Raw genomic sequence first — 22,073 nt, forward strand, 5'->3', positions numbered from 1 at the left:
TAAAATCTATTACTATGAAAAATTTTAAAAAAATCAAAAGACAGGATCTTAAAAATGTAATGGGAGGAGCTGCTCCGGATCAGGGATGTTTACCATGCGATGTGTATTGCAGCATTCCGGAAGGGCAGAGACCGCCGTGTAAAATTGTCTACATTGTAGCGCATTGCAATAGCTGCAAAGGTTATGGTGAAGAATCTTAACAAATAAAAAAACTCCTTCACGCTGAAGGAGTTTTGTATTTTAAAAACCGACCTGAAAACCCGCTTTAATTCCGAAAGTTGAAATATCCGGTCTGTTGAGGTAATTTCCGCGCCAGTTGAAATCTACCCTGAAAATTCTGAGGTTTCCGAAACCTATATTTTCAATCCCGAAACCGTATTCATAATAAACGTGTTCGCTTGGAGCAGAATATTTGAATCCTTCCACATTAATTGCTTTTGAAGCATCGCTTAATGTTCCGTAAGCTCCTCTGATGAAGGCAATTTCTCTTAATTTCAATTTCTTGATCAAAGGAATATAAGAAAGGATTTTTCCGTTAAAATGATGCTCTAAATGCAGCGTTGTATAAGTGTCTGCAACAAATTCATAATAATTAAGCTGTGCAAACGTATTCTGCGCCAGACTGTACGACTGGTTCCCCGGAATGACGTTCTGCAAAGCCAACGGAACCGTATCGAAGTTCTTTCCGGCTTCAAAGTTAATTAATGTTTTTCCCCAGCTTCCAATTAAGACGGGTTTATAGAACATGAACTGCAGTTTGTTATAATTAAAATCTGAACCGAATAATCCCTCAATTCCTCTTGTGTATTTTAAGACAATAGTCGGAGCCAAAGTTCCGTGCTCATATCGGTCGATTCCGGTTTGTGAGAATTTTGCACCCGGTCTTGCAATCAAACTTAAAGTAAAATGCGAATCGTTGGTTGTTTTTCTCAGATCTCCGTTTTTGTAATACATCAGATTAAATCCGCTCGGATTTGCCGATTTAATGCTTTGCATCGTTCCATCTAATCTGATCTGGAAGTTTTTCCATGGCTCAATAGACGTAAACAGGTTGGTTTGATTAACGGAGCTTAAAGAAGCATTTTCTCCCCTTGCGAAAAGCGTTGAAGAAGCAAACGTTCTTGCCATAATTCCGTCGTCATTTGTAAGCTGAACACCCAACTGTAAAATGTCTCTTCTTGTTCCGGCACCTACTGTAAAACGGTTTACTCTGTTAAACATGAATCTTGCTTCAGCACCATATTTCACCTGTTGGTCTTTAAAACCGTAAGCGGTGTAAAACTGAACTCTCCAAGGATCATTTCTTGTGAAATACGTTCTTGCTCCGATTCTGATTCGGTCTCCTTCCACATCATTTTTTCCGTAAACGGAGAAAATAGGACCTAAATCTATTCCTTTGGTAATGTTATAATATCCTGAACCCAATGTTTCGTAAAGTTTCACAATACGGTTGAATTTTGGGGTCTGCTGAAGCTTATCAAGCATGTCATAAATTCCCTGTTCGCTTTTTGAGAGAGAATCCGGTCTGGCTTTTACCCAATATGCATCGTCTTTTTCTACGAATTTATCATCATATTCTTCCTCGGTTCTTTTGAAAATCTTGTCTTCAAGAGGTTTGTTGAACTGATATTCCGAATAATCGACGGATCTTTTGGCAATAATGCTCTTTGAGGTTTTCTTCTTGGAAAAAGGAGTCATCTCGATCTCCGTTACAAATTTTCTTGGCAGAAAAGTGTTTTCATCGGGGTTGTCGTATTCCAGTTCTGTAGAAATCCCGTTGATGAAGTTTACGTTGATCTTTTGAGTCGATTTCAAAGTTGCCCCTAAAACTGCATAACTGTCGGTATCAATATAAAGATATCCCTGAAATGCCAAAACTTCCGTTCTTTTCGGCTGATAACGGATTTTGAAAGCGTTTTCTCCGCGCATGGAAATGGTATCAACCAAATTATAATCATACGTACTGAACCCTGTTTCTCCAACGGGACTTGGGAATCCGATGTCGAAATAATTTAACGTATTATCGTAAATATTGATATCGCGATAAAGGTTTTTTGCCGTTAAAGTAATGATCTGATTGTCCTGAAAGCCTGATGTTTTCTGAGCAGTCAAAAGCCTTTTTGATCTTTTTGAAGGTCTGTTTTCACCGTAATTTTCGTAGATCGCTTCATTGAGGAAAACAGGAAGTCCTATTTTTCCGCTTGCGGTAGAATCTTTATAATCGAAAATAAATTCGAGTTTATTAAAGATTTTTCTCTTCATAAATGCACTGTCCAGATTGTTGGCATCAAACTGAATTTTCTCGTATTCTTTATAGGTATAGGTATCGAATTTATCTAAACCGTTATTTCTTTTTCGTTCCCAGACTTTCTGCATAATGGCATAAGCGGGATTTTCTTTTTTGTTTTTATATTTCGGCTTTTCGTTGTGGATAACGACTTCCTGTATGCTGCTTACTTTTTCCTGAGCCAGTTTTACAAAAATATTGGTGGCATTTTGAGGAGTTACGTCTATACTTTCTAAGGAATAGTTTTTTCTTAAAAACCGAAGTTTATAGATTATGCTGTCCGACTGTACGGAAAAGTTTCCCGAAGTTGTGGTAATAGCAGCTTTTTCATTTTCATTGATGAAAATATCCACTCCGGAAACTTCTTTATTGGTTTTTGCATCTACAATTCTGCCGTTTGCCGAATTTTGTGAGTATACGAGATCCGCAAAAAATAGAAATAAAAAGAGGGAGTAATATTTGGAATTATTAATTAACATTTGTAGTTTCTTCAAGCTATTTGCATAAACAAAAATTATGCACTTTTATTATAAAAAAATAAATATTATTTAAACTTTTAATGGTTTAAATACAAAACTGCAAATGTAATGAAATAACACCATCTTTTTGATGGTGTTATAGTTATTGTTTTGTTAAAATATAACGATGTTTAAAATAATTATTTTTCAGTTGATCGCACTAAAAAAGGATAAATAAAAAAGACCTACATTTCTGTAAGTCTTTCTGCTCCTCCTGCTGGGCTCGAACCAGCGACCCTCTGATTAACAGTCAGATGCTCTAACCAACTGAGCTAAGGAGGAATTTCCTATTGTTTTAGTGGTGCAAATATAACAGGAATATTAATATCAAACAAATTTTTATTTTAAAAATATCTAAATTTTTCCTTTGATAATGGGTGTTTTGAAGCTATTTGACTATTTATCAGATAATTAAATTTAATGATAATTGCAAAAAAAATATTTGATGAGACCACATAAAAAAAAGACCTACATTTTTGTAAGTCTTTTTTGCTCCTCCTGCTGGGCTCGAACCAGCGACCCTCTGATTAACAGTCAGATGCTCTAACCAACTGAGCTAAGGAGGAATGTCCTTTGTTTTAAGTGGTGCAAATATAGGACGAATATTTATACCCTGCAAATATTTTTTTGAAATTTTGTAAAAATATTATAGTTTTCCGGCGAAGATCTTGAAGATGTCGCTTCCGAAGATCAGTAACATCAAGCCTAACAGGAAGATAACACCGATCATCTGTGCGTTTTCCAAAACTTTCTGAGGAACAGGTTTACCAACGATCATCTCATAAAGCGTGAAAAGAACGTGTCCTCCATCCAATCCCGGAATAGGGATCAGGTTTAGGAATGCAAGCCAAACCGAGAACATCGCAGTAAAGCCCCAAAACCATCCCCAGTCAATAGATAAACTTCCATCCTGAGCTTTAGTGACCTGCATATTTTTAATAATCGCAATCGGTCCTCCTACATTTTTGTATCCCTGAATCTTAGAATTAAACATAATTTTAAACTGCTTCACCTGCATGGTTAAAGACTCAATAGATCTTTCAAAACCTCTGGGAATAGATTCTCCGAAAGAATATTTTTTATCCGTAATAACGTTCGCTAATGCTTTCTGATCTACACCAACACCTAATTTTCCGTTTTTATCAACAGATGCAGTAATTGTTTCAGGTTTTCCGTTTCTTACAACTTCTATGTTTACTGTTTTTCCTTTATTTTCAGATAAGGAAGAACTTACTTCATCAAAATAAGGCGTCTGTTTTCCATTGATGGCAACAATTTGATCCCCTTTTTTCAGCCCTGAAGCCTGAGAAGCAGGAGTTGCCAGAGAATCGATAATCATTGGAAATCTCGGCGTAATATAAAGTTTAGCCTCTCTTTGTTTTAACACTTCTGCAACACCATCTTTATTAATAGGGAAAGTAACTTCTTTTCCGTTTCTAAGTACGGTTACTTCATCTCCCAAAAGAATATTAATAGACGCGTTTTCTAATCTTTCAGCAGGTTTTCCATCGATAGTAATGATCTTGTCACCATTCTGGAAGCCCATTTTTTTTCCGGCTTCCGTAACCCCGATTCCGTTGTTGAATTTGGTAAGATCTGTGTATGTTTCACCATTAAAAAGCGAAAGGCACGAGTAAATTAACCAGGCTAAGAAAAAGTTAACTGTAACTCCGCCCAACATGATAATCAGTCTTTGCCAAGCCGGTTTTGCACGGAATTCCCATGGTTGTGCAGGCTGTTTCAGCTGTTCGGTATCCATGCTTTCATCCACCATTCCGGCAATTTTTACATATCCTCCGAAAGGAAGCCATCCGATTCCGTATTCCGTTTCTCCAATTTTTTTCTTGGCTAAAGAAAACCACGGATCGAAGAACAAATAGAATTTTTCAACTTTGGTTTTAAAGTATTTGGCGGGTAAGAAATGCCCAAGTTCGTGTAGGATAACCAGGATAGAAATGCTCAATATAAATTGAAACAGTTTGATTGCTATTTCCATTAATGCTTTTTATGTTTAATTTGCAAAGGTAACAATTATCAAAACTATGCCAAATAAAAAAGCTCCCCGAAACGAGAAGCTTTGTCATATAATAGGATGATTTATTACAAATTAATCGAAACTCCGAGACTGCCATTGTTGCCGACTTCTGCAAAAACGCCGATTCTTTCAGTAAAAAAGTACCTCGCTCCGATATGAGCTCCCAACCCAAAATTGCTGCCTACAACTCCTACATCTGCTCCGGGATAAATATCAAGTTTTTCAGGAAGCTGTAGAGCGTCTTTCAGATGAAAATTAATTCTTCCGAACACAAAAGCACGGTTTTTATCGTCATTGTCTTTGTAATTATCAAAATAAATATTCAATCCGGCTCCTACAGAAATTAATTTATTCAATCCGTAATCATAGGTTCCTGTAATTCCTGTTCCGTAACCCCATGCGCTGAGTCCGGCATTGATTTTCTGATCTCCTTTTCCTGTCCACGCCTGAGCATTGGCAAATGTTCCCGCAAGCATGACAGCAAACATAAAAAACAACTTCTTCATAATTTTACTTTTTACTAATTATTAAAATGATTTTGCCTTTTCTTTAATTGTTGGTTAATCGCAGAGACGCAAAGTTTTTGACTATCATGACGTTTTAAGACGCAAGAAAATCATAGATTTTCACCAAGTTTACAGTGTCAAATTTTATCGAAGATAAAAACCTTGCGCCTTAAAACCATCAATTGAATAAAAATTTGCGTCTCTGCGATTAACCAACAGAAAAATATCCGCAACAAAAATAAAACCGAAATCATTGAAAAATTGTATTTTTAGGGAAGTTTTTTAACAAAGTTTATGAAGATTATAGGACTTAATTTAGATATCATCTGGAAAAACAAAGCAGAAAACTTTAACCTCATTGAAAAGGAATTACAGAATCAGGACGCGGATCTCTTTCTTTTGCCTGAAATGTTTTCCACAGGCTTTTGTATGGATGCTTCCGAAGTTTCCGATAGAAATCTGGAATCGCTGGAGTTTTTAAAAAAGATGGCTAAGGAAAAAAACGCTGCATTTTGCGGAAGTGCTCCGGTTGAAGAAAACGGAAAGTTCTACAACAGAATGTATTTTGTGCAGCCCGATTCTCAGATTGATTTTTATGATAAAAGACATCTTTTTTCTTTTTCGGGGGAAGATAAAGTGTATACTCCCGGAAAAGAAAGGGTGATTGTAAATTATCTGGGGTTCAGAATTCTTTTGCAGGTTTGCTATGATCTTCGTTTTCCGGTTTTTGCAAGAAATAATGACGATTATGATGCGGTCTTATATGTGGCAAACTGGCCCGAAAAAAGAGTAGGAGCATGGGAACATCTGTTAAAAGCGAGAGCTATTGAAAATCTGTCCTTCGTTTTTGGATTAAACAGAATCGGGACCGATGGAAATAACCTGTTTTATCAGGAAAGTTCACACTGTTTTTTTGCAGACGGAAAAGAAATTTCACAGAAAAACGGAAATCTTGTAACGACAGAATTAAATTTAGAAGAACTGAAAGATTTCAGAAGCCATTTTCAGTTTTTAAATGACCGCGATTCATTTTCAATTGAATTTTAAAGAAAATACATCAAAATTAAAGGCTAAAATTTTCTCAATCTTAGCCTTAATCTTAAATATTTAAGCATATTGTTTTAAAAGTTGCGTCAGTGTATTCACATCATGCACACCGCTCTCTTTCCACAGCATTTCTCCCTGTTTGAAGATCGCTAATGTCGGAACACCGCGAACGCCATACTGATTGGCAAGAGCGGGATACTGATCCACATCTACTTTAATAATTCTAGCTGCGGTTCCTATATTTTCCTTTACCGTATTTAAAACAGATGACTGTACTTTGCAAGGTTGACACCACGTTGCAAAAAAGTCGATAAGAACAGGTCTTTCGGAATCGATGATTTCCTGAAATGCTTGAGACATAGTTGTTGGTTTTTATTAAAAAAGAAACACTTTAGTTTAATAATCCGAAAAGCTTACTATCTAAAATCACTTAAAAAAATCGAAGGTTACCGAAAACTTTGTGCTGTTAAATGCTTTTCAGTCAATAAACTAAAGCGCTGTGACATTTATATTTAATGCAATAATTCTAAAAATCTTAATATTACATTGTTTTCGACTGACATACGAAATCCGAAGTCGGGAATTTTTCGGTTTTCTTAATTGCGCCGAAACCTCCTTCTATTTCAGTAAAGTTTCTGATTCCGTTAGAGTTAAGGATGCTTGCCGCAATCATGCTTCTGTAGCCTCCTGCACAATGAAGGAAAAAATGCTCAGAATCATCAATCGTGTGAACCCAGTCGCTGATTATATCCAAAGGTTTGTTGTAAGCATTATCAATATGTTCTGCAGAATATTCCGAGATCTTACGGACGTCAATTACTTTTGAGTTTTCATTATAAAGTTCTGCAAATTCTGCAGAAGAAATTCTTTTTACCTCATCTGTTTCTTTTCCGCTGTTTTTCCATGCTTCAAAACCTCCTTTAAGATAGCCAAGAACATTATCGAATCCAACACGGCTCAGTCTTGTGATGGCTTCTTCTTCCATGCCTTCGTCTACAATAAGCAGTAAAGGATGCTTTACATCCACAATCAGAGTTCCCACCCATGGTGCAAAATCTCCTTTTAATCCGATATTTACAGAATTCGGCACAAATCCTTTATAAAACTCTCCCGGACTTCTGGTATCTAAAATTAACGCGCCTGTTTCTTCTGCAAATGCTTCAAAGTCTTCAACGGAAACTGCCGTTAAACCTTTATCCATTACGGCATCAAGACTTTCATAACCGCCTTTGTTCATGGCAACATTCATCCCGAAATATTTCGGTGGAGCCGTTAAACCGTCTAAAACTTCGCGGATAAAAGATTCTTTATCAGGCTGATTCAAAGCATAATTTGTTCTTTTTTGATTTCCCAGAATATCAACTGTTTCCTTCTGCATATTTTTTCCACACGCAGAACCCGCTCCATGAGCCGGATAAACCGTGATGCTGTCATCCAAAGGCATAATTTTCGTGTGAAGGCTGTCATATAAAATTCCTGCAAGATCTTCCTGAGTAATACTTCCTGCTTTCTGGGCAAGATCGGGTCTTCCCACGTCTCCTAAAAATAAAGTATCTCCCGTGAAAATGGCTGTTTCAACTCCTTTTTCGTCGATCAGAAGGTAAGTGGTGCTTTCCATCGTGTGACCGGGAGTGTGAAGAGCTTTTATTTTTACTTTTCCGATTTCAAAAATCTGACTGTCTTCTGCAATAATGGCTTCAAACTCAGGCTGAGCGGTAGGTCCGTAAACAATAGGCGCTCCTGTCTTTTTGCTTAAATCCAAATGTCCCGAGACAAAGTCTGCATGGAAATGCGTTTCAAAAATATATTTTAAAGTTACACCGTCTTTTTCCAACCGATCCAGATAAGGTTTTACTTCCCTTAGCGGATCGATAATCGCTGCTTCATTCTCAGATACGATGTAGTACGCACCCTGAGCCAGACATCCCGTGTATATTTGTTCGACTTTCATTATGTGATTGTAACCGTTTTAATGTTTTATATTTGAAATACAAAAATCGTGTTTATTTTTCTAAATACCACCAAAATAAAAAATGGATGCTGATAGAATAAATCTATATAGTCTCCACATCACTGCAATCTGTAAAAAATTTTGTAGAAAATTTCATTGGTATCTTCAGAGATGTTTTTATCAATTTTAAACTGAATATAATCTGCTTTTCTGGCTTCTCCCTCCGGATAATCGATCACACCGTGATATTTTTCGTAGATATGGTCTTTCAGTCTGCCGTTTTCAGCAATTCTTGTCATTTCTTCAAAATACTTTTTTGTATCCGGATTCATCTTCCAGTCGTTCTCATGAGTTTTGTAAAATTCAAGCATTTTTTCGATAGAATAGATTTCTGAGTCTATTTTCATATCATGAAATCCTGTTAAGATTTCTTTTTTCTCAAGATTTTTAGATAACCATACAATTTTAGCCTGTGCCGCTTCAGTTATTGCTTTCGTCATCATAGAATCTCTTTTTACTGAAGACGATAAGATAATATCGGGAACTTTAAGAATGGGAAGAGTTTTTATAGAAGCCAAATCAAGGATTCCGAAATAATTTTCAACTTTGTCTTTAAGGTCTTTCAATTGATCTTTCGTCATATCATCACTGGAAACCCTTGTTTTGAAAGTCCAGCCGCCGCATTCATAAATAGAAAGAAGAGAATTTTTATTAACGTATTTTACACCGTTGAAAAAATCCTGTTGTCCCATTGCATTGTTAAATAAAGCATACACAAATCCCACTTTTAAATTTTCATTGGAAAGAGTTCCGAATAAAGGGTTTATTTCTACATGATCATTGGAGTTCTGGTTTAAAGCATAATCGTAGGTGTAAAATTCATCTCTCAGAAGCTGGTTGTCAATATATTTCTTGGGATAAATATAAATTGTGAGAACAGTTTTATTTTTTTTTGAAGTTTTCTGAATATAACTCACTCCGACATTAGTTTCGGCTGCATCATAAGAAGTAATACTTTCGCGCTGAAATCCGGACCACAGTTCAGGAAACAGAGTCTGGGTTGCTTCTTGTTTGTAATCTCCTTTTACTTTCAGCTCTAAAGGCTGTTGTCTTTTCTGTGAGAAAACAATTGTGATACTAAAAAATAAAAGCAGTTGTATGTATTTTATCATGGCTTTTTTTTAAGAATTAAACTCAGACAAAAGTATTTATAAATTATTGATAAAAGATCATGATGATATTATTAGTCTTACTAAAGAATATTTTACAAAAAACTTTATATTTATAGGTTAAAAAAGAGCAAATGGCAGACAAAACACAATTCATTGAAGAATTAAACGCGAGATACACTCCCAAAGGAGATCATATTATATTAGGAAAAGGAATGCTGGATGGCGAAGTCGTTCCGGAAGTTAATGTTACCATTCCGTTAAAAACCATCAACCGCCACGGATTAATTGCCGGAGCAACAGGAACCGGAAAAACAAAAACATTACAGGTTTTCGCAGAGCAGCTTTCGCATCAGGGAATTCCGTCTCTGGTTTTGGATATTAAAGGAGATTTTTCGGGGATCGCAGAAGCGGGAACTGAAAATCCTGCCATTCAGGAAAGATATGCCAAAACGCAGCTTCCATACAATCCGCAGGCTTTTCCTGTAGAATTAATGACCATTTCCGGCGAAAGAGGCGTGAAGCTGAGAGCTACCGTTACAGAATTCGGTCCGGTTTTATTAAGCAAAATCTTACAGTTGAATGATACCCAGCAAAGCATCATGTCGATTGTATTTAAATATTGTGATGATAAAGGTCTTCCTTTAATTGATCTGAATGACCTGAAAAAAGTTCTTCAGTACGTCACAGAAAATCCACAGGGAAAAGCTGAGCTTTCCTCTAATTACGGTTCGATAGCTTCTGCTTCTCTGGGCGCAATTTTAAGATCCATTGTTGCATTGGAACAGCAGGGAGCTTCCGGTTTCTTTGGAGAACTGAGTTTTGATGTTCACGATTTACTGGAAACAAGAGACGGAAAAGGAGTGGTAAACATTCTGAGAGTTGCAGACATTCAAAGCAAGCCGCAGTTGTTTTCAACATTTATGCTTTCCCTCTTTGCGGAAATTTACATGACCTTTCCTGAGGAAGGCGACAGCGGAAAACCGAAGCTGGTTTTGTTTATCGACGAAGCACATTTAATTTTTGATGAATCTTCAAAAGCTTTGGTTTCGCAAATTGAAACCATGGTAAAACTGATCCGTTCAAAAGGAGTCGGAATTTATTTTATTACCCAAATTCCGGGTGATGTTCCGGAATCGGTGCTTTCTCAGCTCGGTCTGAAAATTCAGCATGCATTACGAGGGTTTACCGCTAAAGATAAAAAGGAAATCTCCAAAGCAGTAGAAAATTATCCGACCACGGAATTTTACGATGCTCCAACGCTGATCCAGAATCTGGGAATCGGGGAAGCTTTTGTTACTGCTCTGGATGAAAAAGGAATTCCTACACCGCTGGTTCATACCTATCTTATTTCTCCCGAATCAAGAATGGACGTTCTGAATGACGCGGAAATTTCAGATTTAACAAAAAGATCAGCTTTAGTTGCCAAATATGATAAAGTAGTGGATAACGAATCTGCTTATGAGATTTTGGTCGGCAGAATGGAACAGGCTGCACAGGAAGCATCGCAGAGTTCTAACCAGAAGACAAAGCCGGTAAAAGAAGAACCCGGAATTTTCGAGCAGGTTTTACAGAGCAGGGCGGGAAGAACCTTCACCAGCACACTGATGCGTGAAGGAGCAAAAGCAATCCTGGGAATGCTTGGTCTGGGAGGAAGACGAAGATAAATATTTTTATTATTTTAGCAGAATTGCCTTATTTCTATTGATGTATTGGCATAAGTTATGTTTCCAGAAGTAAAGGAAATGAATCGTTAATCCAAAAGAAGTTGTAAAAAATTTAAATGTATTCAATAATAGACATAGAAAGTAATGGTGCAGGTTACAGGAAAGAATGCATTATCGATATTGCGGTTTACAGATATGACGGTCAGAAAATTGTGGACCAGTTTATTTCATTGGTAAACCCCGAAAGTGATATTACCCCTTTTGTGCAGAAATTAACCAATATTACCCCGAAAATGGTTAAAACTGCACCGAAATTCCATGAAATTGCGCGTAGAATTGTTGAAATTACGGCAAATACAACTTTAGTAGGTCATAACATAGATTTTGATTACAGAATGCTTCGCCAGTCGTTTCAAAGATTAGGCTACGAATTTAAAATCAATACTTTAGATACAATTCCTTTAGCTAAAAAACTGATTCCGGATGAGGTAAGCTATTCTCTCGGAAAACTGGTGAAATCTTTAGGAATTCCTCTAACCAATCATCACAGAGCAGAAGGCGATGCAAGAGCAACGTTGGAATTATTCAAACTTCTGATTTCAAAAGACACGGAAAATGAAATTATTCAGAAACAGCATGATGAAACCAATTCCAAGACTTACATCAACAAAATCAAGGAATTAACGCAGGATCTTCCCAATGAAAAAGGCTTTGTGTATTTTCAGAATGAAGCGGGAAAGATCATTTTTTCCGATCATGTTCAGGATATTAATAAATTTTCGAAAAAAGTTTTCAATTCCAAATCTAAAAAATGGGAAGCCATTCAGAAAGACGTTGAACAGATCAATTACGAACTCACAGGAACGGATATTATTGCCAAGCTGATTCTGAATTCAAAAGGAGTTAAAAAAAGAGAAATCCTTCCTTTCGGTCTGTATTGCAGAAACGGAAAATATGTGGTGGAAAAAAACAAGCTGAATAAACTGGAAAAACCGATTTTGAAATTCAGGTCTTTTACACAAGGCTCGAAAGCGGTACAGTTCATCGGAAAGTTCGAAGAATATAATGATATAGAAGTTTTTAAAAAGAAAATCGAATTCAGAAAACGAAATGAACTTTGGCTGGGACAAGGCAGAAAACTGGGAGAAAAACTGTTTTTGATTGTCGAAAACGGAAAAGTGGTTTCTTATGGTTTTTATGAACTTTTCACGCAGATTCAGACTTTAGGCAAGCTAAATAAATTAAAGATCGATCTGCTTTCACAGTCTGCAGACCTCGTTAATGAGCTGCAGCTGGCTTTGCTGAGAGGAGATTTTGAAACCCTGCCTTTACCGAAATAATAGAACACGACTGAATCTGAAAGGAATCATTTTAAAATCAGTTTTTTAAAAGTAAAAAAGAATTAGTATTTTTGTAAAAAATTAAAGAAAGCAATGCTAAATTTTAAACAACATAAAACCGGTAAAAAGGGAACTGTAAAGTTCTCTAAGGTTTGGAATGTATAAAAGAGTTGTATTGCATAAAAAATAATGTTAATGGCAGACTCTTTTTCCGAAGAATCTGCCTTTTTTATGCTAAAAAGAAATTATGAATTCAAAAGAATTATTAAAGATTGCCAATGAGTTTGGCACCCCGGTGTATGTTTACGATGCCGAATCCATTAAAACACAATACGAGAAACTTACCTCTTCTTTCCTAAAACACACAAAGTTTTTCTACGCAGCGAAAGCGCTTACCAATATCAACATCCTGAAGTACGTGAAAAATCTGGGAGCTTCATTAGATTGTGTATCCATCAATGAAGTAAAACTAGGTTTAAAAGCAGGTTTTCCAAAAGAAAAAATACTTTTTACACCCAATTGTGTGGATCTCGCCGAGATCGAAGAAGCGATGACTTTCGGGGTGCACATCAATATCGATAATATTTCTATTCTGGAGCAGTTCGGGAACAAATACGGAAACTCTTACCCGATTTTAGTAAGAATCAACCCGCATATTTTTGCCGGCGGAAACTATAAAATTTCTACAGGACATATCGACAGTAAATTCGGGATTTCCATCCATCAGGTTCGTCATATCGAAAGAGTGATGAAATCTACCAACCTTAATGTGGAAGGTCTTCATATGCACACCGGAAGCGAGATCAAAGATCCGGATGTTTTTCTTCAGGCTTTGGAGATCATGCTGGAATTATCCGAACATTTCCCGAATCTGAAATATCTGGATATGGGAAGTGGTTTCAAAATTCCTTATCAGGACACCGAAGAAGAAACCGACGTAAAAACATTAGGAAAAAAAGTGGAAAAAGTAATCTCCGAATTTTCAAAATCAACCGGAAAAAAATTCGAATTATGGTTCGAACCGGGAAAATTCCTTGTCGGAAAAAGCGGATATTTACTGGTGAAAGCCAACGTGATTAAACAAACAACGGCAACAGTTTTTGTCGGGGTGAATTCAGGATTCAACCATCTGATCCGTCCGATGTTCTACGATTCGTATCATGTGATCGAAAACTTATCGAACCCGAAAGGAGCGGAAAGAATTTATACCGTGGTAGGAAACATCTGCGAAACAGATACTTTTGCATGGGACAGAAAGCTTAATGAAGTAAGAGAAGGCGACATTCTGGCGTTCCACAATGCAGGAGCTTACGGTTTTGAGATGAGTTCCAACTTTAATTCAAGGTTAAAACCTGCCGAAGTTCTGTTTTTAGACGGAAAAGCACACCTTATCAGAAAAAGAGATGAATTCGAAGATCTTTTGAAAAATCAGATCGAGGTATTGTAGTTAATCCGGCTCGAAGATATATGGAAGCTCCGCAAAATGCGGAGCTTTTTTTATTGTTTTTTAATATTTATTTTACGCTCTTGGCATAATCTTTACATCTCTACATTACCAGTCCATTCCAAAATATTTCTGAAACATCAACACTAAAACATCAAAATATGGCTAAAAATATTGCAGAGCAAATTGTAGAAATGCTCGAAAACGCCAATGTGAAAAGAATTTATGCCGTTACAGGCGACAGTTTAAACCATTTAAATATAGCCGTTAAAAAAAGCAGCATCGAATGGATTCACGTAAGACACGAAGAAGCAGGAGCGTATGCCGCTGCTGCGGAAGCGGAACTGGATGGTTTTGCAGTTTGCGCCGGAAGCTGCGGACCGGGACACGTTCATTTAATCAATGGTGTTTATGAGGCACACCGTTCTCATGTTCCGATGCTGGTTATTGCTTCCACGATTCCAAGTGAAGAAATGGGGATGGATTATTTTCAGGAGACAAACACCATTAAGTTATTCGACGATTGTAGTCATTATAACCAAATGATTACAAGACCGGAACAGGTTCAGCGGACGGTACAGACGGCAATTCAGCATGCAATTTCCAAAAAAGGCGTTGCGGTAATCGGTCTTCCGGGAGACGTTTCGGAGCTGGATGCAGAAGAAGCGGTGACTTCCAATAAAATTTTCAGAACAAATCCTGTTATTCGTCCTTCAGATGAAGAATTAAAAGAACTCGCAGATTTAATCAACGACAGTAAAAAAGTAACGATCTATTGCGGAATCGGTGCGGAAAATGCCAATCCGGAAGTTGTGGAACTTTCAAAATATTTAAAAGCTCCGGTGGGATATTCTTTCCGCGGAAAAATGTCTATTCAGCCCAATAATCCCAATGAAGTAGGCTTAACCGGACTTCTGGGACTTCCTTCTGCTTATCATGCCATGCACGAAGCCGATCTTCTGATTCTTCTGGGGACAGATTTCCCTTACGAGAAATTTATGCCCGTCAAAAACAAAATTGTACAAATTGATGAAGCGCCCGAACGTTTGGGAAGAAGAGCTAAACTGGAACTGGGATTAACGGGCGATGTAAAAGAAACCATCAAAGCACTTTTACCATTATTGAAAGAAAAGACTGATGCCAATTTCCTTAAACAGCAGCTTGAGTTTTATGAAAAGGTTAAAGAAAATCAGCTTACGTATGTGAAAGATCCTGGAACCGAAAATGCCATTCAGCCGGAGTTTGTTACCCACACATTGGATAAACTGACAAAGAAAGATGCCATTTTTACGGTAGATACAGGAATGTGTTGTGTTTGGGGCGCAAGATACATCACAGGAACCGGAGAACGGAAAATGCTGGGTTCTTTCAATCACGGTTCGATGGCGAATGCGATGCCGATGGCGATTGGAGCTTCTTTAGCATATCCTGAAAGACAGGTTATTGCTATGTGCGGCGACGGAGGCTTATCCATGCTTTTGGGAGATATGGCAACGATTTTTCAGTATAAATTGCCGGTGAAAATTATTGTGTTCAATAACCGGTCTTTAGGAATGGTAAAACTGGAAATGGAAGTCGGGGGAATGCCGGACAACGAAACAGATATGGTGAATCCGGATTTTGCAATGATTGCTCATGCAATGGGATATCCCGGAAAAAATGTAAACAAACCTGAAAATGTGGAAGCTGCCATTAAAGAATGTCTTGATCATAACGGTTCTTATCTTTTAAATATTTTTACCAATCCGAATGCACTGGCTTTACCGCCGAAAATTGAAGCCGCTCAGGTTTTAGGAATGACAAAATCCATGGCTCAGCTTATGTTGGGAGGAAAAATGGAAGAAGCACTCGACACTGTGAAAAGCAATTACAAACACATTAAAGATCTATTGTAATATCCATCATCAGATAATGCTTTTCTCCCATTGGTTTAAGTATTATCTTTGTTTAAGTAAATTTAATTTTAATGAAAAATCCTATGAGAACGATACTAATACTTCTTACGTTTTTTGCATCAAATTTTGCTTTTGCCCAATTTAATGATGTAGAAGAAAGAGATGATAATTTTATGACGGAGAACAATAAAAATATTCTCAAAATAGATATAAAAGAGCCTCTGTTGCAGGTAGCCGTAAAAAACTGTAACGATTTTAAGGCGGCAAGTTTCGAAGGCGGAATTCCCGCTTACAAAGAAATGCTGAGAAAATATATGTACGATTACCTGAATACAGATTTTTATGTGCTGAACGGTGATTTCACATTTACCCTTACCGTAGACCAAAACGGAAAAGTCACCAATATCGAAGGAAGCCCGAAAGTTTCAAACAGTCATGTGTTTTTTGATGATATGAAATATGTCGTAAGAAGAATCAAGAAAAACTGGATTCCTGCAAGCTGCAACGGACAGCCTGTAACATCTCAGATCAAAATAAAAATGAATCTGTCTTCCATTGCAACAGATGTATAAGACAACTTTTAATAACCATGAAAAAATATCTTTTAATTTTACCTTTATTGCTTGTTGGCGGTAAAGGCTTTTCTCAGGAAAATACAACTCAGGTTCAGCAGACAGCGGAAAGTTACCAGAAAGCAGAATTTCCGGGAGGCGATCAGGCATTTCAGAAAGAATTCATGAATATGGTTCATGCCTATATTGATATGGCTCTGTATGCTATTCAGGGAAAAGTTACCTTTGTGTTTAATATTGATTCCAGAGGAAAAATCAGCCAGATCGATGTTCTTCCGAAATTCAAAAACAATGAAATGTTTATCGACGATATGAAATATGCGGCGAAAAAAGTAAAAGGAAAATGGACTCCCGCAAAGAAGAACGGCGTTCCGGTCGATTCAAAATTTGTTATGAAGGTGAATTTCAGTACCAATACTTACGACCATGATTAAAAAGTTTTTGATTTTTTCTGCAATCGTCATCTTTTTTGTATCGAATGCTCAGGTTTTAGATGAATATCCTAAAAATCAGGAATTTTATGAAGGCGGAATGGTGAATTTTTACAAAGAAGCTCATGATTATTTAGCAGCAGCTAACTTTAAAAAATGCAGTGATCAGGAAATTTATCAGCCAAGATTTGTGGTAACAAAAGATGCGGCTGTGAAACTGGTAAAAGACAACGACACTGCAAATATTGCAAAAAACAGATGCGCATACGATCTGTCGCTTGAACTTCTGAAAAATCTGAAACACTGGAAACCCGCGGAAGTGAAAGGTGGTAAATTCGGGGCTTTGGCAGAATTCATATTGTATCCGAATGATGTTATGGAAAATTATAAAGAAGGATATAACGCGAATAATTATGTTTTGTCTGCACAGTATCCAAAAGGGTACGAGAGATTTAGAAAGGATTTTCATGATGAGTTTATGAGTTTGTTCACAGACTATCACATTAATGGCAACGTTAATTTGGAGTTTTATATCAATCAAAAAGGAGAAATTACAAATCCCAGAATCTATCCTGAGATTTATGATCCAAAATTTAATATCGATTTTCTGAGAACTTTGTCTCGACTTAAAAAAGTCTGGAAACCGGCTTTATATTCTAATATTCCTATAAAAGATAAAATAGTTTACCCCAAGAATTTTTCTACAAATTTCTATGAAAGATAATCCTGACATTCTGTCACAATATTTTGTATCTTTGCAAATTCAATTGGTTCAAAGTTTTATGTTTTGAGTTCAAAGTGATGTGCTCTAAACCTTAAACCTAAAAACCTCAAATTCGATTATCGTGCAGGAAAAATATATAGACGAAACAAAACAGGGAGAAGCTTTTGCCATTGCGGAAAAAGCAGAAAACTCAAAGAAATTATTCTTGGAGAGCTACGGTTGTCAGATGAATTTCTCTGACTCTGAGATTGTTGCATCCATACTTAATGAACAGGGGTATAATACCACTTTAAAAGCGGAAGAAGCAGATTTAATTCTTTTAAACACCTGTTCCATCCGTGAAAAAGCAGAACAAACGGTAAGAATGCGTCTTTCTCAGTTCAAAAACCTGAAAAAAGAAAAACCGAACATGACGGTCGGTGTTTTGGGCTGCATGGCTGAAAGACTGAAAACCAAATTCTTAGAAGAAGAACAGTTGGTGGATCTTGTGGTTGGTCCCGATGCATACAGAGACTTGCCTAACCTTTTAAAAGAAACTGAAGACGGAAGAGATGCCATCAACGTAATTCTTTCAAAAGAAGAAACATATGCAGATATCAATCCGGTTCGTTTAGGCGGAAATGGGGTTACAGCGTTCGTTACGATTACAAGAGGTTGCGATAATATGTGTACGTTCTGCGTTGTTCCTTTCACGAGAGGAAGAGAAAGAAGCCGTGATCCACATTCTATTCTGGATGAGTGCAAAAGCCTTTGGGAAAGCGGGTATAAAGAAATTACCTTATTAGGACAAAACGTAGATTCTTACCTTTGGTATGGAGGCGGTCCTAAAAAAGATTTCGCCAAAGCATCTGAAATGCAGAAAGCTACAGCCGTAAATTTTGCCCAATTGCTTGATCTGGTTGCGAAAGCCGTTCCTGAAATGAGAATCCGTTTCTCTACTTCCAATCCGCAGGATATGAGTCTGGATGTATTCAGAATGATGGCAAAACACGATAACATCTGTAAATATGTTCACCTTCCGGTTCAGAGCGGAAGCAACAATATGCTGGAAGCCATGAACAGACAGCACACCCGCGAAGAATATTTAGATTTAATTAAAAAAGCAAAAGAAATCGTTCCCGAAGTTGCTTTTTCTCAGGATATGATCGTCGGTTTCTGCAACGAAACAGAAGAAGATCACCAAGATACATTAAGCTTGATGAGAGAAGTGGAATATGATTACGGTTATATGTTCGCTTACTCAGAAAGACCGGGAACTCCTGCTCACAAAAAGATGGAGGACAATATTCCGGCAGACGTTAAACAGAGACGTTTGGCAGAAATCATTGCTTTACAGGGAGAACTGTCTAGAAAAAGAATGAAATCTTATGTAGGAAGAGTTCACCAGATTTTAATTGAAGGAACTTCCAAAAAGAACGAAAACCAATGGAAAGGAAGAAATTCCCAGAATGCAGTTTGCGTTTTCGATAAACTGGAAGGTCAGAAAATTGGTGACATTGTGGACGTTTTTGTTTTTGACAATACACAGGGCACACTTTTAGGGGAAACGGTTTCAAAATAAAATATGTCTGACGATTTAACGACAAAGCAACTTTTAAATGATATTTCTGCGTTATTGGAAAATGCCAGAAATAAAGTTGTTGTTGCCGTTAATCAAACCATTGTTCTTACTTATTATGAAATAGGAAGAATGATTGTGGAAGATGAACAAAATGGGGAAGACAGAGCGGAATATGGAAAAGCTGTTCTTAAAGATTTGTCATTACATCTTACAGAGAAATTTGGTAAGGGGTTTTCTGTTTCAAATCTTAAACAAATTAGGCAATTTTATATTGTCTATTCAAAAGGACAAACACCGTCTGTCTTTTTGCAAGATTCGGATAAGCATAATGAAAAAGGACAAACACTGTCTGACGAATCGGGAGTAATAACAAATCAAAAACCAGCCCGGCAAGATTCTATAAAATTCAACCTTTCATGGTCTCATTATTTGAAGTTAATGAGAATCAATGATAGTAATGAAAGGAAGTTCTACGAAATTGAAAGTTATAAAAACAACTGGAGCCTAAGAGAATTGCAGAGACAGTATGATTCTGCTTTATATGCAAGACTGTCTTTAAGCAAAAATAAAGAAGAGATTCTTCAGCTAGCTGAAAAAGGACAAATTATAGAAAAGCCCAAAGACCTCATCAAAGATCCTTATGTTTTGGAATTTCTGGGACTGTCTGAAAAACCTCATTATTCTGAAAACGAATTAGAGTCCGAATTAATTGATAAACTGGAACATTTTCTTCTGGAATTAGGAACCGGATTTACCTTTGTTGCAAGACAGGACAGAATAACCTTTGATGAAAAGCAATTCCGTATAGATTTGGTGTTTTACAACAGAGTTTTGAGATGTTTTGTCTTAATAGATTTAAAAATCGGCGAACTCAAACATCAGGATATCGGGCAAATGCAGATGTACGTCAACTATTACGATAGAGAAAAACGCCTTGAAGGCGAAAATAAAACCATAGGCATTGTTCTTTGTCAGGATAAAAGTGAAGCTTTGGTAAGATATACTTTACCGGAAGATAACGAACAGATTTTTGCAAGTAAGTATTTTACCATATTGCCAAGTAAACAAGATTTTATTAACATTTTAAACTCAGACAATGGAAAAATTTCATAAATATTGCCTAAGTGTATTGTTGGTAATAATCTGCAGCAATATTTCGGCTCAAATTTCCAACGGAACAGCCGAAAGTGAAGACTGTAAACATCTTTATGAGCTTTATAACCGGATTTTAAATCAGGGTTATGAAGATTTGCCGGAAACCTGTACAAAAGAAAAACCTGTACAGAATATAACGATCAGCCAAAAGCATAACGCGATTGATCTTATCGGTAAAATTTTCCCATATAAGCAAAAGAACAATTTTCAACAAAATAAAACGGGAGGAGATTTTTCTGAAAAAGAAAAACATGATCAGCTCCTGAAAAATTTTGAAAAGAACCGCAGAGAAAATCTCTTTGCTGAAATTTTATATTTTAAAACCAGAGTTTCAAAAGTCAGAAATAAAGATTATTTGGACGTTGTAAGTTAAATTTAAATCCAATTATTTTTAAACTAAACAGCAGATTTACAGAGATTAATGTAAATCCTATTCAAATCAATAATCTAAAAATTTACTTATGAGCAACGAGCTTCAAAATATAAAAAACCGCTTCGGAATTATCGGAAACTTTCCGGCTTTAAACCGTGCTTTGGAAAAAGCCATACAGGTCGCACCAACCGACATTTCAGTCCTTGTGATGGGGGAAAGTGGAGTGGGGAAAGAATTTATTCCGAAAATTATCCATTCAGAATCCAAAAGGAAACATCAACCTTATATTGTCGTGAACTGTGGTGCAATTCCCGAAGGAACGATTGATTCCGAACTGTTCGGACACGAAAAAGGAGCATTTACAGGAGCTACAGCAACCAGAAAAGGATATTTCGAAGTTGCCGATGGCGGAACGATCTTTTTAGATGAGGTGGGAGAACTTCCTTTACAGACGCAGGTTCGTTTACTTCGTGTTTTGGAAAGCGGCGAATTTATGAAAGTAGGTTCTTCACAGGTTCAGAAAACCAATGTAAGAATTGTCGCTGCAACAAATGTGAACATGATGAAGGCAATTCAGGACGGAAGATTCCGTGAAGACCTTTATTATCGTCTCAATACAGTGCAGATTGATATGCCGCCCTTGCGCGAAAGAAAAGGGGATATTCATTTGCTTTTCAGAAAATTTGCCATCGATTTTGCTGAAAAATACAGAATGCCGGAACTTGAACTTGAGCCAAGTGCGGTACATTATATCGAAAATTATACGTTCCCCGGAAATATTCGTCAGTTAAGAAATTTAGTGGAACAAATGACGGTCGTAGAAAGGAACAGACACGTAGCCGTTGAAAAACTGGCGGAATATATTCCCATGGAATCACATCTTCCGATGGTTGTCAATACACCAAATACGCCAAAGCAGAACGATTTCGGAAGCGAAAGAGAAATCATGTACAAAATTCTATTTGACATGAGAAACGATATTAATGATTTAAAATCCTTAACTTCGGAATTGATAAAAAACAGAGGAACATCTGATCTGAGCAGTCACGAGAAAAATTTAATCAACAGAATTTATACTCCTGAAACACAGCAGAATGTGGCTCCCGGTTCTTTACTGTATTTTGAAAACAATAATAATCATAATCCGGTAGTTCAGAATCCGACAATTATTTCAGAGCCGGACAACAGCTACGAAGATATTGAAGATATTGAAATTGAAGAAAACAGACCCGAATCTTTATCCCTTCAGAATAACGAAAAAGATTTGATTATCAAAGCATTGGAAAAGCATAAAGGAAGAAGAAATAAGGCAGCGGATGAACTGGGAATTTCCCAAAGAACTTTGTACAGAAAAATAAAACAGTATAACTTAGAAGAATAATAAACTAAAAATTAAAT

The 22,073-nt window shown here is 36.8% G+C and carries 19 protein-coding genes and 2 tRNA genes; 13 read left to right on the forward strand and 8 right to left on the reverse strand.

All coding sequences use genetic code 11. The features are described from left to right. Nucleotides 1–14 precede the first annotated feature (14 nt). A complete protein-coding gene (locus H6W52_RS09890) occupies nt 15–200 on the forward strand; it encodes a bacteriocin-like protein (protein WP_116098349.1) in 186 nt (61 codons plus the stop codon). 40 nt (nt 201–240) lie between these two features. On the opposite strand, the gene H6W52_RS09895 is transcribed toward H6W52_RS09890, so the two are convergent. From H6W52_RS09895 to H6W52_RS09915, 5 genes are all read right to left on the reverse strand, one after another. Then, nucleotides 241–2,766: a DUF5686 family protein gene (locus tag H6W52_RS09895; RefSeq protein ID WP_116098347.1), complete on the reverse strand. Its 2,526-nt coding sequence runs from the start codon at nt 2,764–2,766 to the stop codon at nt 241–243. A 247-nt stretch (nt 2,767–3,013) separates the two neighbouring features. Next, nucleotides 3,014–3,087: transfer RNA gene (locus H6W52_RS09900), tRNA-Asn, on the reverse strand. A 210-nt stretch (nt 3,088–3,297) separates the two neighbouring features. Next, a tRNA-Asn gene (locus tag H6W52_RS09905) sits at nt 3,298–3,371 on the reverse strand. Between the two features lie 80 nt (nt 3,372–3,451). Beyond that, complete coding sequence (gene rseP / locus H6W52_RS09910; RefSeq protein WP_116098345.1) at nt 3,452–4,801, reverse strand: RIP metalloprotease RseP; 1,350 nt, start codon at nt 4,799–4,801, stop codon at nt 3,452–3,454. Nucleotides 4,802–4,905: 104 nt separating this feature from the next. After that, the gene (locus tag H6W52_RS09915) at nt 4,906–5,346 is read right to left on the reverse strand and encodes a DUF6646 family protein (protein ID WP_116098343.1); all 441 of its coding nucleotides are present in this window, start codon (nt 5,344–5,346) and stop codon (nt 4,906–4,908) included. Between the two features lie 294 nt (nt 5,347–5,640). Between H6W52_RS09915 and H6W52_RS09920 the strand changes: the two genes are divergently transcribed. Further along, on the forward strand, nt 5,641–6,393 hold the full coding sequence (locus H6W52_RS09920; protein ID WP_116098330.1) for a nitrilase family protein: 753 nt from the start codon (nt 5,641–5,643) through the stop codon (nt 6,391–6,393). A 60-nt stretch (nt 6,394–6,453) separates the two neighbouring features. Here H6W52_RS09920 and H6W52_RS09925 read toward each other — a convergent pair whose 3' ends face one another. The 3 genes from H6W52_RS09925 to H6W52_RS09935 form a co-directional block, all read right to left on the reverse strand. Then, nucleotides 6,454–6,753 carry a thioredoxin family protein gene (locus tag H6W52_RS09925; RefSeq protein ID WP_116098328.1) on the reverse strand — a complete coding sequence of 100 codons (300 nt, stop codon included), beginning with the start codon at nt 6,751–6,753 and terminating at the stop codon, nt 6,454–6,456. A 181-nt stretch (nt 6,754–6,934) separates the two neighbouring features. Next, complete coding sequence (locus H6W52_RS09930) at nt 6,935–8,344, reverse strand: MBL fold metallo-hydrolase (RefSeq protein ID WP_116098326.1); 1,410 nt, start codon at nt 8,342–8,344, stop codon at nt 6,935–6,937. A gap of 119 nt (nt 8,345–8,463) precedes the next feature. Beyond that, nucleotides 8,464–9,516 carry a hypothetical protein gene (locus H6W52_RS09935; protein ID WP_116098324.1) on the reverse strand — a complete coding sequence of 351 codons (1,053 nt, stop codon included), beginning with the start codon at nt 9,514–9,516 and terminating at the stop codon, nt 8,464–8,466. 131 nt (nt 9,517–9,647) lie between these two features. Between H6W52_RS09935 and H6W52_RS09940 the strand changes: the two genes are divergently transcribed. The 11 genes from H6W52_RS09940 to H6W52_RS09990 all read left to right on the forward strand — a co-directional run bounded on the left by H6W52_RS09940 (nt 9,648) and on the right by H6W52_RS09990 (nt 22,056). Then, nucleotides 9,648–11,180 carry a helicase HerA-like domain-containing protein gene (locus tag H6W52_RS09940; protein WP_116098322.1) on the forward strand — a complete coding sequence of 511 codons (1,533 nt, stop codon included), beginning with the start codon at nt 9,648–9,650 and terminating at the stop codon, nt 11,178–11,180. 116 nt (nt 11,181–11,296) lie between these two features. Then, nucleotides 11,297–12,520 carry a PolC-type DNA polymerase III gene (locus tag H6W52_RS09945; protein WP_116098320.1) on the forward strand — a complete coding sequence of 408 codons (1,224 nt, stop codon included), beginning with the start codon at nt 11,297–11,299 and terminating at the stop codon, nt 12,518–12,520. A gap of 247 nt (nt 12,521–12,767) precedes the next feature. Continuing rightward, nucleotides 12,768–13,967, forward strand: a complete 1,200-nt coding sequence (gene lysA, locus H6W52_RS09950) for a diaminopimelate decarboxylase (RefSeq protein ID WP_185117447.1) — start codon at nt 12,768–12,770, stop codon at nt 13,965–13,967. Between the two features lie 158 nt (nt 13,968–14,125). Beyond that, a complete protein-coding gene (locus H6W52_RS09955; RefSeq protein ID WP_116098318.1) occupies nt 14,126–15,859 on the forward strand; it encodes a thiamine pyrophosphate-dependent enzyme in 1,734 nt (577 codons plus the stop codon). Nucleotides 15,860–15,942: 83 nt separating this feature from the next. Next, nucleotides 15,943–16,431, forward strand: coding sequence for an energy transducer TonB (locus H6W52_RS09960; protein WP_116098387.1), 489 nt, complete (start codon nt 15,943–15,945; stop codon nt 16,429–16,431). A gap of 17 nt (nt 16,432–16,448) precedes the next feature. Further along, entirely contained in the window at nt 16,449–16,865 is a 417-nt protein-coding gene (locus H6W52_RS09965; protein WP_116098316.1) for an energy transducer TonB, read from the forward strand. Then, nucleotides 16,858–17,586: a hypothetical protein gene (locus H6W52_RS09970; RefSeq protein WP_116098314.1), complete on the forward strand. Its 729-nt coding sequence runs from the start codon at nt 16,858–16,860 to the stop codon at nt 17,584–17,586. The genes H6W52_RS09965 and H6W52_RS09970 overlap by 8 nt, the downstream gene beginning before the upstream one ends. Nucleotides 17,587–17,707: 121 nt before the next feature. Beyond that, on the forward strand, nt 17,708–19,147 hold the full coding sequence (gene miaB, locus H6W52_RS09975; RefSeq protein WP_116098312.1) for a tRNA (N6-isopentenyl adenosine(37)-C2)-methylthiotransferase MiaB: 1,440 nt from the start codon (nt 17,708–17,710) through the stop codon (nt 19,145–19,147). A gap of 3 nt (nt 19,148–19,150) precedes the next feature. Next, nucleotides 19,151–20,260: a YhcG family protein gene (locus H6W52_RS09980; protein WP_116098310.1), complete on the forward strand. Its 1,110-nt coding sequence runs from the start codon at nt 19,151–19,153 to the stop codon at nt 20,258–20,260. After that, entirely contained in the window at nt 20,244–20,675 is a 432-nt protein-coding gene (locus H6W52_RS09985) for a hypothetical protein (RefSeq protein ID WP_116098308.1), read from the forward strand. The genes H6W52_RS09980 and H6W52_RS09985 overlap by 17 nt, the downstream gene beginning before the upstream one ends. A gap of 88 nt (nt 20,676–20,763) precedes the next feature. Then, entirely contained in the window at nt 20,764–22,056 is a 1,293-nt protein-coding gene (locus tag H6W52_RS09990; RefSeq protein WP_116098306.1) for a sigma-54 interaction domain-containing protein, read from the forward strand. Nucleotides 22,057–22,073: the final 17 nt, after the last annotated feature.

The sequence above is a fragment of the Chryseobacterium sp. C2(2020) genome (genome assembly GCF_014218915.1).
GTDB lineage: Bacteria > Bacteroidota > Bacteroidia > Flavobacteriales > Weeksellaceae > Chryseobacterium > Chryseobacterium mucoviscidosis.